A 15,231-nucleotide genomic window follows, 5' to 3' on the forward strand; every position below is an offset into this window, starting at 1 on the left:
CGCCCCACCATGCCGACCGGTCCTCGGGGTCGAATCGCTTCCCCTGTTGCCACGCGATGAACTCCGGGTCATCCAGCATGTAGCCATCGCGCAACTCAAGGTGGACCGCTGAACGCTGAGCTTTTGCCAGGCGCTACGCGCTGGTGGTTGCACTTGCTGTCTCTCCGTTGTCGACGTCCGGATGGGGGATGTACTGACGCATGACCGCAGGGAGCCTGACGATCGTCTCGTGGTCCGGGACGTCGGTGGAGTGGCCAGGGATCGGACCAATCTTCTGGCACACCTTCACTTCCTCCTCAGCCGCTTTGTACGACTGGATCAGAAGGTCTCCCGTCTCCTCGTGAAGCCAGATCGTCGGAGATTCGTCGGTCGGCGTGTCAGGGATGATGCCCAGGAACTTTAGGGTCGCGGTCACTCCCGCTGTGGAGTGGGTTGCATCAACGTGCACGAGCGTCACGCTTCCGGCTGATCAACGCAAGAGGGCATGCGGGATGGTCGACGTGCAGACGGTTGGACGGATCTGATGTATTTCCGCCCAGGGTTCCACGGGCAGTTCCAGTGCCACCTCACCACTATTGCTGAGTAGCAGTCGCGCCGTTCTGCTGGTGATCATTCCCGGCACCCCTCCTCGCCTCCACGGACGATCCCCCGTGTAACCGCAGGCCGTACGGTCCCTCGCGTCACACGCGAGTCGACGCGGCAGCCCGAGTTGTCCAACAGCCCTACTGGGAAAGAACGTTCTTCGATGCCGCCGACCTTTCGGACAGCTTCTTCAGGGTGAGGAGTTGCTTGCGCATCATGATGAGATCACCCCAGGCGAGCAGCCGGCGGCGTAGCCTGCGGCTTGTCGTTGCCCCGGCCTCGGCGACGACCTTGACGACCAGACGAGAGCCCGCGTCCTGCGGGCGCAGGGTGTAGCTCACGGCCATGTGACCGTGCCGCCTCGCGAGCGCTTCGGGGAGCACGCCGGTGATGTGCTCGTCGGTCGTGAAGTCGGCGATCTCGAAGACGAGGAACGGCTGTCCGACCGACAGGGCCGGCGTGGTGGGAAGCAGCGTGTGCGGGCTCTTGCGGCCTCTGAAGTCGATCCAGTCGTAGCTGTACGGAGCGATGGTCAGCTGGCGGAGCCATGGGAAGACGAGGCCGGGCGGGGCCGCGATGTCGACTGCCCGTGTCCAGCCCTCGGAACGTACCGCTACGAGCGGGTCACACGGATACGGCGCATCCCGTTCCGCCCGTGTGGCGCCCCAGACCCTTCCGCTCACGTCCATGCCGGGACCCTACCGTCTGCCGCTGATCGCAGACGGGCGGCGGCGCGACACGTCACGGCCTCGCCGTGGTCCCCGGTGAGGCCGGCGCCGACCTGGCCAGGCGTGCGAGTCAGCGGGCGATCGAGATCGCGAAGGGTGTGAATCCGTTGGATCGGATCATGTGCGGCACGAACAGGATCGCGGCTTCCGTGGCGCGTGCGGTCCGGATCCCGCCGAGGTCGGTGATCCACTCCTCGTGCCAGCCGAGGTCGGTGAGCAGTGCGTGGACGGTCTGTTTGGCCTGGGGGTCCTCCCCGGAGAGGAAGGCGGTCGGTGTCTGGGCCAGCGTGGCCGGTGCGGTCATCACCGGGAAGAGCATGGTGTTGAGTGTCTTGACGACGTGGGTGTCGGGGAGGGCTTCCTGGAGTTGTTCGGCGAGGCTCGAGCCGGGGTAGATCAGGTCGGCGGGTAGTCCGTCCGGTCCGTCGAGGGTGGCGTTGGAGACGTCGACGAGGATCGTGTCGGACAGTTCGGCGCGCAGGGCGGTGAGGCGTTCCAGTGAGCCGGCGCCCGGGGTGGCGTTGATGACGATCCGGGCGCTCCGTGCGGCGTCGGCGGCGGCGCCTGGTGTGCGGTCCGCGACGGTCACCTCGTGTCCGGCCCGGGTGAGGGCGGTGGCCAGGTTGCCGCCGACGCGGCCGTTCCCGAGGACTGCGATCGTGGTCATGGTGATGTGCTCCTTGCCTGGCTGTGGCTGTGGCTGTGGGTGTGGGTCGTGTCCGTGTTCGTGCTGCGTGGTCAGCGTGAGAGTGTGGCGACGGCTTCGGTGTGGATGCCGGGTGCGGCGGCCAGGAAGCCGGTGCTCTGCGGGGTCCAGGGGCGGCCCTGGGTGTCGGAGATCCGTCCGCCGGCCTCGGTGACCAGGAGCGCGCCGGGCAGCAGGTCGGCGCGGGCGCCGGCGGACTGCCAGAAGGCGTCGATCCGGCCGGCGGCCACGTTCACCAGGTGCAGGGTCGCGGGCACGGCGGTGCGGACGACCAGCGCGTCCAGGAGCATCGCGGTGATGGAGGAGCCGACACGCCGCACCACCTTCTCGTCCTCGTCGGGCCGGGCCTGGCTGGTGGCCACGAGGCTCAGGCCGAGGTCCGCGGTCTTCGAGACGTGCAGCGGCCGGCCGTCGACGTGGGCGCCCCCGCCGGCGCGGGCGGTGTAGGTCTCGCCGGTCAGCGGCAGGTGGACCACGGTGAGCACCGGCTGGTTGTCACGCACGAGGGTGGCGGTCACCGCCCACTCCGGCAGGGCATGCAGATGGTTGACGTTGCCCTCCGCCGGATCCACCACCCACCACTCACCAGGCGGCAGTGCCCCGCCGTCCAACTCGTCCTCCACCCAACCGGCCTCCGGGCGCAGGCTCGTGAGGCGGGGACGCAGGATACCGAGGGCCGTGTCGTCGTTGTCGGCCAGCGCACGCATCAGCTCCTCGCGGCTCCGGTAACGGACCACCTCGCCGAACCGCTCACGCAACGCCGCACCGGCCTCACGCACCGCAGCCGCGACCTGGTCGAGCAGGTCGGCGTCACTGACACTCACGTCGCTGGTGTGAAGCGTTTCGGACATGGGTGAACTCCTTTATGAGATGGGGGTGATGAGGCGGCCGGGGCCGAACTGTGCGTTCCGTCCCGCGCTCTGGCAACGACGCTATACAGCCCCGTAGTTGACTTCAAGTGCATGTCAAGTACGTCTAGGATTACTCGCATGCAACTGGATCTGAATCTGCTCGCCGCGCTCGACGCGCTGCTGGAGGAGGGCAGTGTGGCCGGGGCGGCCGCACGCCTGCACGTCACCGCCCCCGCGATGAGCCGGAGCCTGGGCCGCATCAGACGTACGACCGGCGACCAGATCCTGGTGCGCACCGGACGGACGATGACCCCGACGCCCTATGCGCTCGCCGTCCGGGAACAGGTGCACGAACTCCTGCACCAGGTCCAGCGCGTGCTGGCGCCGAGCCGTGAACTCGACCTGGCGACGCTGGAACGCACCTTCACACTCCGCTGGCACGACTCCCTGGTCGCCCTCAGTGGCCCCGCGCTGCTCGCGGCGGTACGTCGACAGGCGCCGGGAGTGAGACTGCGCTTCATCGCGGAATCGAGCATCGACACCCCTGAACTGCGGCGCGGTGAAGTCGATCTGGAGGCCAACGCCAACCGCCCCGGCGCTCCGGACATCCGCGCCGAGAGCGTGGGCGAGAGCCGCCTGGTCATCGCCATGAGGCGGGGACACCCTCTCACCCGCGTCAAGGCCGTCACCGCGAAGCGGTACGCCGCCGCTGAACACCTCACCGTCTCGCGGCGAGGCAGTACCGCCAACGCCCTCGACGACGCTCTCGCGCGGCTCGGCCTCACCCGGCGCGTGGTGGCGACCGCGCCCACGGAAGCGGCCGCGCTGGAGTTCGCGCGCGGCTCCGACCTCCTGATCAGCGTCCCCGAGGCCACCACACGCTCCGCGGTCGCCGACCTCGGCCTGGTCGTGCGCCCCCTCCCGCTCGAACTGCCACCGGCATCGATATACCTGTCATGGCATCAGCGCTACGACACCGACCACGCCCACGCCTGGTTGCGCGGGCTGGCGCGAACCGCGCTGACCATGCAGGGAGCGCCGTAGTCGGCAGCCTGTCACCGGGCATTCATGAAGCGGTGGGCCACCCGCCGGGGTGGCCCACCGCTTCATACATCCCGCACTCGGTGTGACGGTCTACTTGAACCAGTAGCGGACGCCGTGGTGGTGGGAACAGGTGCCCTGGGAGTTGTGCGAGTACGACAAGGACGCGTCCGCGCATTTCGCGGTCTCGTACTTGTCCTTGGGCTTCTGACGATGCGTCCATCCACACAGGCCGGTGGTGTGGTGGGTGCAGCGGTGAGCCGTGTTGGTGGACGGCAGCGACGCCGCGGACGCGGCCGGTGCGCTGAAGAAGACTCCGGCCACGGCGATGGCCACGGCTGAAGCCGAGACGGCGAGACGAGTACGCAAAGGGCCCCCCCTTTGTAGTCGAGCAAGTACAGAGGGGACCTTATATGAATGTCAGCTATTTGTGAGCATGTTGTGAATCTCTGAGGTCGCCGCCCGAGGTATTGCTCTGGTCCGCGGCGCACGACCACCACTCGCCTGCTCAACGAGACTGGTAGGGGGCTGGCCCCACCTCCGATCAACCGGACAGCCGGATGGCAGGAGGAACATCGCGTGGGCGACCGTGGTGGTGTCCCGAGCAAGAGCAAGTCGCCCACAGAGAAGGCAAGATCGTGCGCATCGTCACGGCCACCGCTGTCGCGCTGGCCCTCGCCGGCCAAGTCGCGCCGGCCTCCACCGCCCACCAGCCGACCACCGACGGAATCTGGCGCATGGACGGCTACGGCACCGTGCTGTCCATCCGAGACGGAACCTTCCAGGAGTACCAGACCACCGCAGTCAGCTGCCTCAAGGGCGACTCCGCGCAGCGGACCGGCGCGGGCACCTACACCACGGCCGACGGCACTGTCCTCACCGTCCGCACCCAGGGAAGCCACGACCGAGGGTCCCTGCGGGTGGCCGGCTCCGTCGGCGACCGGAACCTGCGCCGGATCCCGGAGCTGCCCGACGCCTGCACCCGTCCGGCCCCCCAAGGTCCGCGCGACGCTTTCGACGTTTTCTGGCAGTCCTTCGAGGAGAACTACCCCTTCTTCTCCGCCAAGGGCATCGACTGGCACGCCCTGCGCGACCGGTACCGGCCCACGGTGCACGCGACGACGACCAGGGACGAGCTCTACGCCGTCTTCAGCCAGATGGTGAAGCCGCTCTACGACGCCCATGTCGCCGTTCAGGACGGCGACCGGGTCTTCGCACAGGTGCGCCCCGGCACCGTGCTGCCCAGCGAGGAGTTGGACTCCAAGGTCAAGGCGTTCATCGTGGCGCGCGACCTCAAGGACGCCCGGAACCTCCAGGACTTCGCCGACGGACGGATCACCTACGCCGACCTCCCCGGTGGGCAGGGCTACCTGCGGATCTCCGGCTTCGGCGGATACGCGGGCCACGGCGCCCCCTACGCCGCCCAGCTGACCGAGCTCGACAGGGCGTTGGGCACGGTCCTCAGCCAGGAGCGCACCCAGCGCCTGAAGGGCCTGGTCATCGACCTGCGGATCAACGGCGGCGGCTCCGACGCCCTGGGAGTCCACATCGCTGAGCGCCTCACCGACACCCCCTACGCCGCCTACTCCAAGCGGGCCCGCAACGACCCCGCCGACCCCACCAGACACACTCGCCCCGAGCCCGTACAGGTCACGGCCGCCCAAGAGCCCCGGTACACCGGGCCGGTCGCCGTGCTGACCGGCGGCTCGACCGTCAGCGCGGGGGAGACCTTCACCCAGGCCCTCATGGAGCGGCCCGGCAGGACGGTCCGGATCGGGCAGCCCACCCAGGGTGTCTTCTCGGACGTCATGCTGCGCAAGCTCCCCAACGGCATGGCGGCCTGGCTGCCGAACGAGGAGTTCCTGACCCGGTCGGGCCGGACCTTCGACGGCACGGGCATTCCGCCGTACCTCACCGAGCCGGTCTTCACCAAGAAGGAGTTCGACAAGAAGAGGGACTCGGCCTTCGACGCGGCCCTGAACCTCCTGCGCAACCGCGGCGACACATCGAGCTGACGCGAGAGCGGTGTGGCGGGGGAGAGGGAGAGAGAACCCGCTGGAGATCACGGAACGTCACTACCGCGCCCGCCGGCCCCGAGCCGGGTCAGGACGGGGCCGGCCGCAGGTGTCTCACGACCATCGGGACTCGGTCAGAGGACACTCCAGTCCAGTGTCGTACGTGCCAGTCCTGCCACCTCACCGAGCAGGGCCAGCCGAGCCGTCCGGACCGCGGGGTCGGGATCCATCACCAGGACCTCGTTGAAGAAGTCGTTGATCCCGGCAACCAGCGGGGGCGAGACCTCGATCAGTGCGGCGAGGTCGTCCTGGCGGCCGTGCAGGGCCCCACGGACGGCATCGAGGCTCTCCACGAGGCGCAGCTCGCAGGGCGCCGTCAGCAGAGACCGGTTCGCCTCGCACGCGCCGTCCTCGGTGGCGTCCTTCGGAAGGATGCGCATCACCCGCTGGAGCGCGGCGGCGAGTTCCTCGAACGTCTCCGTGCCGACGCAGCGCTCCAGCACGGACAGGGTGCGGTCGCCGAGAGCGGGCTGATCGGCCCACGGGAGGACGGCCTGCACCAGGCGGTGCTCGTGCCCCGCGTCGGCGAGCTGCTGCTCGTACCGACGGGCGATCAGTTCCGCTGCCTCCGCGAGCCGCTCGGCGGGCACCTCCACCCCCTGGGCGGTGTATCGTCCGGCCGCCGCGCGCAGTCCGTCGGCCACCCGGATCCCGGTGGTCGCGGGGACGCCGCGCAGAACGTTGAGCAGACCGATGGCGGCCCTGCGCACGCCGTACGGGTCGGAGCTTCCGGTGGGGACGGCGCCGATCACGAACATGCCGGTCACCAGGTCGAAGCGGTCGGCCAGCGACAGCACGGCGCCCGCGTCGCCCGCGGGCAGGGCACCACCGGCGGACCGCGGCAGTTCCATCTCGGCCAGGGCCCGGGCGACCGCGGCGGACTCGCCGGCGCGGACCGCGTACTCCTCCGCCATCACACCGGCCAGGCTGGAGAACTCGACCACCATCTGCGACGCCAGGTCGAACTTCGCCAGTTCGCCCGCGCGGCGCAGGGTGGCGACCGTGTCCTCGGCGAGCCCGGCCCGTTCGGCCAGGTCGAGGGCGAGGGCCGCGATGCGTCCGGCGCGGTCCGCGACCGTACCCAGGCGTTCCTCGAAGGTCAGCTTGTCCAGCCGGCGGTGGAACTCATCGGGGGACACCTTCAGGTCCGCCCGCCAGAAGAAGGCGGCGTCCTCGTAACGTGCGCGCAGCACCGCCTCGTTGCCGGCGCGCACCACGGCGTCGTCGCAGGCGCCGTTGGCGAAGGTGATGAAGTGCGGCGTCAGACGGTCGCCGTCCAGGACCGGCAGGTAGCGCTGGTGCTTGCGCATCACGGTGGTCAGGATGCTCACGGGCAGTTCCAGGTAGCGCTCGTCGAAGGCCCCCCGGACAGGATGCGGGAACTCCACGATGTCGGTGATCTCGTCGATCAGTCCGGCCTGCCCGTCCACGTCGATGCGCCCGCCCACCTCGGCCGCCGCGATCTGGGCGCCGCGCACCACCGCGTCCCGCCGCATGTCGCGGTCCGGCATGATGCCGTGCATGCGCAGGAAGTGGGCGTAGCCCTCGGCCGTCGTCACCTGCACGACGGGGTCGGCGCCGGTGCGGTGGACACGTGTGGTGACACCCGAGGCGAGCGCGGACACGGCCACCGGCAGGCGGGTCCGGCCGAGCAGTGCCAGCAGCCAGCGGACCGGGCGGGAGAAGGAGAGGGTGGGGTCGCTCCACCGCATGTTGCGCGTGGAGCGCAGCCCGGCCACGACGTCGGCCAGCAGTTCGCTGAGCACCTCGACCGCCGTGCGGCCCGGCTCGTCACGGGTGACCGCCACGTAGTCGGTACCGCCGGCCTCGACGACCCGCAGGGCGGTCGGGTCGGCCCCCTGGCTGCGGGCGAAGCCCAGCAGAGCGGGGGTGGGGGCGCCGTCCCGGTAGGCGGCGGTGACCTTGGGACCGCGCACGGTCCTGGTGGTGTCCGGCTCGCGCGGTGCCACGGACTCGACCGTGACCACGATGCGGCGCGGCGTGGCCATCACGGTGACGGACCCGTGCGGCAGCCGGGTGGCGTCGAGTCTGGCCGTGACGTCCGCACGGACCGCTTCGCCGGTGGCCGCCACATCGGCGTAGGGCAGTTCCTCCAAGCCTATCTCGAACAGCAGCGTCTCGGTGCCGGTCACCGTGGGCAGCGCGGCCCGCTCGGCGGGTGCGGGTGCGGGCGCACGTCCGAGCGGGTGCTCCAGGGCCGCGCGGCGCCGCTCCCACAGCTTCGCCGACTCATGGGTGAGGGCGCGCATCAGTGAGAACGCCTTGGCACGCTCGGTGGTGCTGATCGCGCCGCGCGCGTCGAGCACGTTGAAGGTGTGGCTGCACTTGAGCACGTACGTGTACGCCGGTACGGGCAGCTCCAGGTCGAGCATGCGCCGCGCCTCGGCCGCGTACGACTCGAAGAGCCGCTGGTTGGTCTCGATGTCGGCGTCGTCGAGGTAGTACCGGCTCATCTCGTACTCGTTCTGACCGAACACCTCGCCGTAGGTGACGCCCGGCGCATAGACGATGTCCTTGAAGTGGGACACGCCCTGGAGGTTCATCAGGATGCGTTCGAGACCGTAGGTGATCTCCACGGACACGGGGGACAGGGCGATGCCGCCGACCTGCTGGAAGTACGTGAACTGGGTGATCTCCATCCCGTCCAGCCACACCTCCCAGCCCAGCCCCCAGGCGCCGAGCGCGGGAGAGGCCCAGTTGTCCTCGATGAACCGCACGTCGTGCGCGTTCAGATCGACGCCGAGAGCGCGGAGGCTGCCCAGGTACAGTTCCTGCGGGTTGCCCGGGTCGGGCTTGAGGATCACCTGGAACTGCGTGTGGGTCTGGAGCCGGTTCGGGTTCTCGCCGTAGCGTGAGTCGTCGGGTCTCACGCTCGGCTCGACGTAGGCGACGCTCCACGGCTCGGGACCGATCACCCTCAGCGCTGTGGACGGGTTGGCCGTACCGGCACCCACCTCCGTGTTCAACGGCTGCGTGATCATGCAGCCGTTGTCGCTCCAGTACTTCTGCAGGGTGAGGATGGCATCCTGCATGGTCAGCGCCGTCTGGCCGTGTGTCATGGTGATCGAACCGCCTGCTTCCCGAGTCGGTCCGGCAGAGTGGTCTCGCGCGGACCCCGTCCATGGGTCGCCCTTCGGGCGGTCCCCCCAAGGGGGGTCATGATCTCATACGCCCATCGCCCCTGACGTGCGATTTTCGGGTGCTGCAGCCGTCCGCGCCCCCAGCCGCGACGGCAGGCGAGGCCACGCGATCCGGTCCGGCCTCGGGCTCCCCATCCCTCCGTCGACCCCACGGGAAGGCTCCTTGGGCAAGAGAGCGGTGGGCGGTCCGCAGGGTGCCCGTACGGTGCCGGTGGTGGCGGGTGGTGACAACTGGCTGGATCCGGGCGGCGCGTGTGCTGTGCGTCAAGGAATGATCATGGTCATGTTTACTCCCGGTTCCCGTGTCAGTCCCGTCCGTCTCGCCGCCGCCCTGCTCACCGCCACCGTCGCGCTCTACATCGGGCTCGTGGCCCTGGGGAACATCACGGACTTCGACACCAACCAGCAGTTCGTACGGCACGTACTCGCCATGGACACCACGTTCCACGACGACGACCTGATGTGGCGTGCGATCACGAACAAGGGGCTCCAGGACGCCGCGTACGTCGCCATCATCGTGTGGGAGACCGTCGCCGCGTTCGTGCTGATCGCCGGTACGTGGTTCTGGGTCCGGCGCGACGTCGAGCGGGCACGGCTCGTGTCCACCTGCGGCCTGCTGATGATCATGCTCCTGTTCGGCGCCGGGTTCATGGCCATCGGCGGTGAGTGGTTCGCCATGTGGCAGTCGAAGTCGTGGAACGGCCTGGACGCGGCGACCCGTGTCCTCGTGCTCGCCGGGATCGGCCTGGTCGTCGTGCAGTTGCCCGAACGACGGGCCGATCGGGACTGACACCCTCGCCGCCGGGGCGTCGCGCCGCGTCCGACGTCCCGTGCGCGCTCTTGACGAGTAAGTCTCATGACGCAACCCTGGTGGCCATGGCTTCATACGAGGAGGAGGCCGGTGGTTGTGGAATGGACGGGCGCGCGCTATGCGGACACACCCACGATCGAGGTGCGGACATGGGTCGACGCCGCACCCGACAGGGTGTGGGCACTGGTCAGCGACATCGAGCTGATGCCGGCCATGAGCGAGGAACTCCGGTCCGTCGAATGGCTCGACGGCGCCGTCGGCCCGGCGGTGGGAGCCAGGTTCGTCGGCCGCAACGAGCACGAGGCGTTCGGCCGCTGGCAGACCACGTCCCATGTCATCGAGTGCGAACCGGAGTCCGTCCTGGCCTGGGCGGTTCAGGACCCTGCCGATCCGTCCGCGATCTGGCGCTTCCGGCTGCGACCCGTGGACGACGGGACCGACCTCACGCAGTGGATGCAGATGGGACCCGGCCGGTCCGGGCTGTCCGCGGCGATCGACCGTATGCCGGAGAAGGAGCAGAGGATCGTCTTCGTCCGGATGCGTGAGGTCGAGCGCGCGATGACCTCCACCCTGGCGCAGATCAAGCAGCGGGCGGAGGCGTGATGCGGACGGCCACCACCATCGAGGCCTCGGGCGGGGCCGACTGGTCCCGGCAGGCGGACTTCGTCGTCGAGGCCGAGAAGCTCGGCCTCGACATCTGCTGGGTGGCCGAGGCGTGGGGTTCCGACGCGCCCTCCGCGCTCGGCTACTACGCGGCACGCACGGACCGGATGCTGTTGGGGTCCGGCGTCATGCAGCTGGGCACCCGGACCCCGGCGGCCGTCGCGCAGACGGCCATCACCCTGTCCAACCTGTCGGGCGGCCGGTTCCTGCTCGGGCTCGGCGCCTCCGGGCCCCAGGTGATCGAGGGGCTGCACGGCGTTCCCTTCGCCCGGCCCCTGCGGCGCATGCGGGAGACCGTCGAGATCGTGCGGCGGGTGCTCGAAGGCGGTCGGCTCTCCTACGCGGGCGCGGAGTTCACCATCCCCCTGCCGGGTGGTGAGGCCGTGCCGATGCGGCTGTCGACGCGTGCCGAGCACACGATCCCCCTGTACCTGGCCTCGCTCTCCCCCGCCATGCTCCGTCTGACCGGCGAGGTCGCCGACGGCTGGCTGGGCACCAGCTTCGTGCCCGAGGGCGCGGCCGACGCCTACTTCGCCCACCTCGACGACGGCCTGGCGCGCAGCGGCCGCACCCGGGCGGACCTGGACGTCTGCCAGGGCGCCGAAGTCGCCTTCGCGCGGGACGAGGAGGCTCTCCGCGCCATGACCGCCGACCGCAGGAAGGAACTCGCCTTCAGTCTGGGCGGCATGGGATCGGCCTCCACCAACTTCTACAACAACGCCTACAGCCGCCAGGGCTGGGCCGACGTCGCGGCCGAGGTGCGCGAGCGCTGGCAGGCGGGTGACCGGGACGGGGCGGCCGGCCTGGTCACCGACGAGATGGTGCTGGGCACGACGCTCATCGGTACCGAGGCCATGGTGCGCGAACGGCTGGAGGTCTGGCGCGACGCCGGCGTGACCACGGTCCGCCTCTACCCGGCGGGGGAGACGCCCGAGGCCCGGCTGGCCACGCTGGGCAGGGCGATCGAACTGGTCCGGGAGACCGGCCCGGCCGTCCCCGCCTCTCACCCCTCGCGCCCCGGGTGCCCGGTGACGGCGACGCGGTGGCCGCGGGCACCCCGCGGGTGAGGCCGTGCCGGGCGGGTGCTCGTCGGCCTGCCCCGCCCGCAGTGGGAAGTCGCCGGCCGCCCCGCCCCGCAGCGAGAAGTCGACGGCCGGGCGCCCCGCCTTCGCCGCCGCGCCGGGGCCGGCCGAGGAGCCGGTGGTCAGCCGGCGGTCGGCGCCGGCTCCGCCGAGTCGTCCAGCCGAAACCGCCGTCGGACGTCCGGGCGGTCCAGGAGCCTGGACGGATAGCCGGGGCCGGGTCGCGGAGTGACGCTCTCCCAGGCCAACGGGCCCTTGCAGTGCGAGCACACCACTTCGGCGTGGGTGTCATGGCCGCAGGTCTCGTGGTGGGCGATCACGGGCGGCCCCTCGTCGCTCGCCAGCCACCGGTCGCCCCACCGCGTCATGGCCAGGAGCACGTCGTAGAAGTCGCGCCCCGACTCGGTCAGCACGTACTCGTGGCGCACGGGCTGCGTCTCGTACATCTGCTTCTCCAGGAGCCCCGCCTCCACCAGTCGGCGCAGCCGCTCCGCCAACGTGTTCCGGGCGATGCCCAGCTCCTGCTGGAAGTCGTCGAACCGGCGGATCCCGTAGAACGCCTCCCGCAGCACCAGCGGGCTCCATCCGTCACCCAGCAGGTCCATGGTCCTGGCGACCGAGCACGGCCAGTTCGCGAACGATGTGCGCCTCATGAAGCGATGGTACGAGTCCTCTCATGAGACTGAGCAGTCGGTGAAGCGGATGGCCGGCGCCGACCGAGGGGACGGTGTCCGCGCCCGTCGCCCTGGCCGGCCTCGATCCGACGTCGCTGTCAGGCGGCCACCGGCGGTGCCGCGAGCTCCTCGGCCTTCTCCGCCGCCTGCGCGAGGGCCTGCTCGCGCGACGCCTCGGCCAGCGGGACGAGGTCGGCCATCGCCGGATTGGCCTTGGCCATCGTCAGTTCCGGAGTGATCACCTGCACGGTCATCTGCATCAGTCCGGCGAGCACGTTCTCCAGGTAGGGCGTGGCGTGGTCCATGCCCTCGCGCGGGGTGCCGGGTCCGTAGGCGCCGCCCCGGGAGGCCACCACCACGACCGGCTTGCCCGCCAGGGTGCTGGTCTCGCCTCCGGTGCGGCCCATGACGATCACCTGGTCCAGCCACGCCTTGAGGGTGGACGGGATGCCCAGGTTGTACATGGGGGCGCCGACCACGACCACGTCGGCGGCCTCCAACTCGGCGACGAGTTCCTCACGCACGGCCATCGCGGCGCGCTGGGCCTCGTCGTGCGTGGCCGGGTCGGAGAAGCCCGCCGTGATGCCCTGCGCGGTCAGGTGCGGCAGCGGCTCGGCGGCGAGATCGCGGTAGACGACCGTCCCCTCAGGGTGCCGAGCCAGCCAGTTGTCCCGGAAGGCCGAGGTCACCTCGCGTGATGCGGAGCCCTCGGCGGGGAGGGCGGAGGAGTCGATGTGCAGCAGGGTGGCCATGATCATTCTCCAGAGTAAGTCAATTACGAACGCGCAGGGGCTGCGGTTCTCGCATCAGCTTACTTTTTCTCAGTCGCTTGGCAAGTGGGCGGTACGCTGGTGTCATGGCGGAGACAGCAGCGGCGGCAGCCGCCCAGGGGGCAGAGGCGTGCTTCGGCGTGGACAGCGCGGTCGAGCGCGTCTTCAAGCTGTTCGGTAAGCGCTGGACCGGGATCGTCGTCGCCTCCCTGCTGGATGGGCCGGTCCACTTCTCGGATCTGCGGCGCACGGTCCCCGGCATCAGCGAGCGCATGCTCTCCGACCGGCTCACCGAGCTCCAGGCCTCCGGACTGGTCGTGCGCGAGGTCCACGAGGGTCCGCCGCTGCGCGTCGCGTATCACCTGACCGAGGCCGGCCACGCGCTGCGCCCCGCGCTGGAGGAGCTGCGCCGCTGGGCCGAGACCCACCTCCCCGAGGACGCGGGCTCGTGCGGCGGAGGGTGCGGGTAGGACGCGGTACGGGCGGGGCGGCCGCCGGTGCCGGTGCCGGGGTGCGGCACGGCGGACGACGCGGGCGATCCGGCACGGCCGCGATCTGACGGGGCCGGACCGGACGTACGCGGTCCAGGACGTGCGCGGTCCCGGAGGCGCTCGGTCCCGGATGTACTCCGTCCCGGACGCCGCTCGGCGCCCTCGACGGCCGCGTCCACGTCGGCCCGGAGGCGGCCGGAGGCCTTGCCCGCCCCCCTCGGCGCGCGGGCGTCCTGGGCATGGAACCCGGAGTGGTGGGGACCATGTCATCGGAGAGGGGTCGACACGCCACGCGCCGGTGTGTCCGAAGAGCCCGGAATCCCGATCAACAGGTTGAGACGATGAGCACCGAGCACGACTGGATCACCACACCCGTCACCGCGGACCTCCTGCGCGGCTTCCTCGACGTGGAAGAGACCGCGCACGGCTTGCTGCCGCATCGGCTGCCCGCCTGGGCGCGCCGGCAGATCCCCGACAGTCAACTCGCCCTGGCCGAGGCCCAGCCCTCCGGTGTGCGGCTGGCCTTCCGCACCCGGGCGACCGTCATCGAACTGGACACGCTGCCCACCAAGAGGGCCTACCGAGGGCTTCCGGCGCCGGCGGACGGCGTGTACGACCTGCTGGTCGACGGCCGTCTCGCCGGCCAGGCCACGGTGGCCGGCGGGAACGTCAACGTGATCGACATGGCGACCCAGTCCGTCGAACCGCGCGAAGGGGCCCCCGGTACCGCCCGGTTCAGCGGTCTGCCGGCGGGTGACAAGGGCGTCGAGATCTGGCTTCCGCACACGGAGATCACCGAGCTGATCGCCCTGCGCACCGACGCCCCGGTCGAGCCGGCGCCGGACGGCGGGCGCAAGCGGTGGCTGCACCACGGCAGTTCCATCAGCCACGGCTCGAACGCCACCCACCCGACGGCGATCTGGCCGGCCCTGGCCGCCTCCCAGGGCGCAGCGGAACTGGTCAACCTGGGGTTCGGCGGTGGCGCGCTGCTCGACCCGTTCACCGCCCGTGCGATGCGGGACACCCCGGCCGACCTGATCAGCCTCAAGATCGGCATCAACGTCGTCAACACCGACGCGATGCGCCTGCGCGCCTTCACCCCCGCGGTGCACGGCTTCCTCGACACCATCCGTGAAGGGCATCCGACGACACCGCTGCTCGTCGTGTCCCCCATCCTGTGCCCGGTCCAGGAGGACACCCCCGGCCCCCTCGCCCCCGACTTCAGCAGCGGGACCCTGACGTTCAAGGCGACCGGCGACCCGGACGAACGCGCCGCCGGGCGTCTGACACTGAACGTCATCCGCGACGCGCTCGCCCGGATCGTCGAGGAGCGGGCGACCGACGATCCCCACCTGCACCACCTCGACGGCCGGGACCTGTACGGCGAGGCGGACCACGCCGAACTGCCCCTGCCCGACGGGGTGCATCCCTGTCCGGCGGGACATCGCCGCATCGCAGAGAACTTCGCCCGGCTCGCCTTCGGGCCCGGCGGTCCCTTCGCCGTCCAGAACGGCTGACGGGGGGGGGGCCCGGGGGGGCCCCCCCCCCCCGCCGTGGGGGCCGGCCCCGGACGCGGCGGGGGGGGGGGGCGCGCCG

At 70.6% G+C, this 15,231-nt stretch carries 15 protein-coding genes and 1 pseudogene; 7 read left to right on the top strand and 9 right to left on the bottom strand.

From position 1 onward, the window contains the following. Position 1 precedes the first annotated feature (1 nt). From AB0C59_RS12025 to AB0C59_RS12045, 5 genes and pseudogenes are all read right to left on the bottom strand, one after another. Positions 2-79, bottom strand: a pseudogene (locus AB0C59_RS12025) (hypothetical protein); the annotation flags it as partial. 54 nt (positions 80-133) lie between these two features. Next, a complete protein-coding gene (locus tag AB0C59_RS12030; protein WP_363003287.1) occupies positions 134-457 on the bottom strand; it encodes a hypothetical protein in 324 nt (107 codons plus the stop codon). Between the two features lie 265 nt (positions 458-722). Continuing rightward, positions 723-1,271: a hypothetical protein gene (locus AB0C59_RS12035; protein ID WP_363003289.1), complete on the bottom strand. Its 549-nt coding sequence runs from the start codon at positions 1,269-1,271 to the stop codon at positions 723-725. A gap of 109 nt (positions 1,272-1,380) precedes the next feature. Then, complete coding sequence (locus AB0C59_RS12040) at positions 1,381-1,977, bottom strand: NAD(P)-binding domain-containing protein (protein ID WP_363003290.1); 597 nt, start codon at positions 1,975-1,977, stop codon at positions 1,381-1,383. Positions 1,978-2,048: 71 nt separating this feature from the next. Then, on the bottom strand, positions 2,049-2,867 hold the full coding sequence (locus AB0C59_RS12045) for a 3'(2'),5'-bisphosphate nucleotidase CysQ (protein ID WP_363003292.1): 819 nt from the start codon (positions 2,865-2,867) through the stop codon (positions 2,049-2,051). A gap of 138 nt (positions 2,868-3,005) precedes the next feature. Here AB0C59_RS12045 and AB0C59_RS12050 point away from each other — a divergent pair, with 138 nt between their 5' ends. After that, positions 3,006-3,911: a LysR family transcriptional regulator gene (locus tag AB0C59_RS12050; RefSeq protein ID WP_363003294.1), complete on the top strand. Its 906-nt coding sequence runs from the start codon at positions 3,006-3,008 to the stop codon at positions 3,909-3,911. Between the two features lie 90 nt (positions 3,912-4,001). Here AB0C59_RS12050 and AB0C59_RS12055 read toward each other — a convergent pair whose 3' ends face one another. Continuing rightward, entirely contained in the window at positions 4,002-4,277 is a 276-nt protein-coding gene (locus AB0C59_RS12055) for a hypothetical protein (RefSeq protein WP_363003296.1), read from the bottom strand. Between the two features lie 269 nt (positions 4,278-4,546). Here AB0C59_RS12055 and AB0C59_RS12060 point away from each other — a divergent pair, with 269 nt between their 5' ends. Next, on the top strand, positions 4,547-5,923 hold the full coding sequence (locus AB0C59_RS12060; protein ID WP_363003298.1) for a S41 family peptidase: 1,377 nt from the start codon (positions 4,547-4,549) through the stop codon (positions 5,921-5,923). A 134-nt stretch (positions 5,924-6,057) separates the two neighbouring features. Here the strand turns inward: AB0C59_RS12060 and AB0C59_RS12065 are convergent, their stop codons facing one another. Then, positions 6,058-9,063, bottom strand: coding sequence for a glycine--tRNA ligase (locus AB0C59_RS12065; protein ID WP_363003300.1), 3,006 nt, complete (start codon positions 9,061-9,063; stop codon positions 6,058-6,060). A 364-nt stretch (positions 9,064-9,427) separates the two neighbouring features. Between AB0C59_RS12065 and AB0C59_RS12070 the strand changes: the two genes are divergently transcribed. The 3 genes from AB0C59_RS12070 to AB0C59_RS12080 all read left to right on the top strand — a co-directional run bounded on the left by AB0C59_RS12070 (position 9,428) and on the right by AB0C59_RS12080 (position 11,685). Then, positions 9,428-9,934, top strand: a complete 507-nt coding sequence (locus AB0C59_RS12070) for a DUF2165 domain-containing protein (protein ID WP_363003302.1) — start codon at positions 9,428-9,430, stop codon at positions 9,932-9,934. Between the two features lie 117 nt (positions 9,935-10,051). Next, positions 10,052-10,558 carry an SRPBCC family protein gene (locus AB0C59_RS12075; protein WP_363003330.1) on the top strand — a complete coding sequence of 169 codons (507 nt, stop codon included), beginning with the start codon at positions 10,052-10,054 and terminating at the stop codon, positions 10,556-10,558. Then, positions 10,558-11,685, top strand: coding sequence for an LLM class flavin-dependent oxidoreductase (locus AB0C59_RS12080; protein WP_363003304.1), 1,128 nt, complete (start codon positions 10,558-10,560; stop codon positions 11,683-11,685). Before AB0C59_RS12075 ends, AB0C59_RS12080 begins: the two co-directional genes overlap by 1 nt. A gap of 137 nt (positions 11,686-11,822) precedes the next feature. Here the strand turns inward: AB0C59_RS12080 and AB0C59_RS12085 are convergent, their stop codons facing one another. Together AB0C59_RS12085 and AB0C59_RS12090 are read right to left on the bottom strand one after the other, a co-directional pair. Next, entirely contained in the window at positions 11,823-12,353 is a 531-nt protein-coding gene (locus tag AB0C59_RS12085; RefSeq protein ID WP_363003306.1) for a helix-turn-helix domain-containing protein, read from the bottom strand. A 119-nt stretch (positions 12,354-12,472) separates the two neighbouring features. Then, complete coding sequence (locus AB0C59_RS12090) at positions 12,473-13,126, bottom strand: NAD(P)H-dependent oxidoreductase (protein ID WP_363003308.1); 654 nt, start codon at positions 13,124-13,126, stop codon at positions 12,473-12,475. Positions 13,127-13,230: 104 nt separating this feature from the next. Here AB0C59_RS12090 and AB0C59_RS12095 point away from each other — a divergent pair, with 104 nt between their 5' ends. Both AB0C59_RS12095 and AB0C59_RS12100 read left to right on the top strand, forming a co-directional pair. Beyond that, complete coding sequence (locus AB0C59_RS12095; RefSeq protein WP_363003310.1) at positions 13,231-13,614, top strand: helix-turn-helix domain-containing protein; 384 nt, start codon at positions 13,231-13,233, stop codon at positions 13,612-13,614. Between the two features lie 362 nt (positions 13,615-13,976). Continuing rightward, a complete protein-coding gene (locus AB0C59_RS12100; RefSeq protein WP_363003312.1) occupies positions 13,977-15,152 on the top strand; it encodes a GDSL-type esterase/lipase family protein in 1,176 nt (391 codons plus the stop codon). The last annotated feature ends 79 nt before the right edge of the window (positions 15,153-15,231 follow it).

The organism is Streptomyces sp. NPDC048664 (assembly GCF_040650555.1).
In the GTDB taxonomy this organism is placed as follows: domain Bacteria; phylum Actinomycetota; class Actinomycetes; order Streptomycetales; family Streptomycetaceae; genus Streptomyces.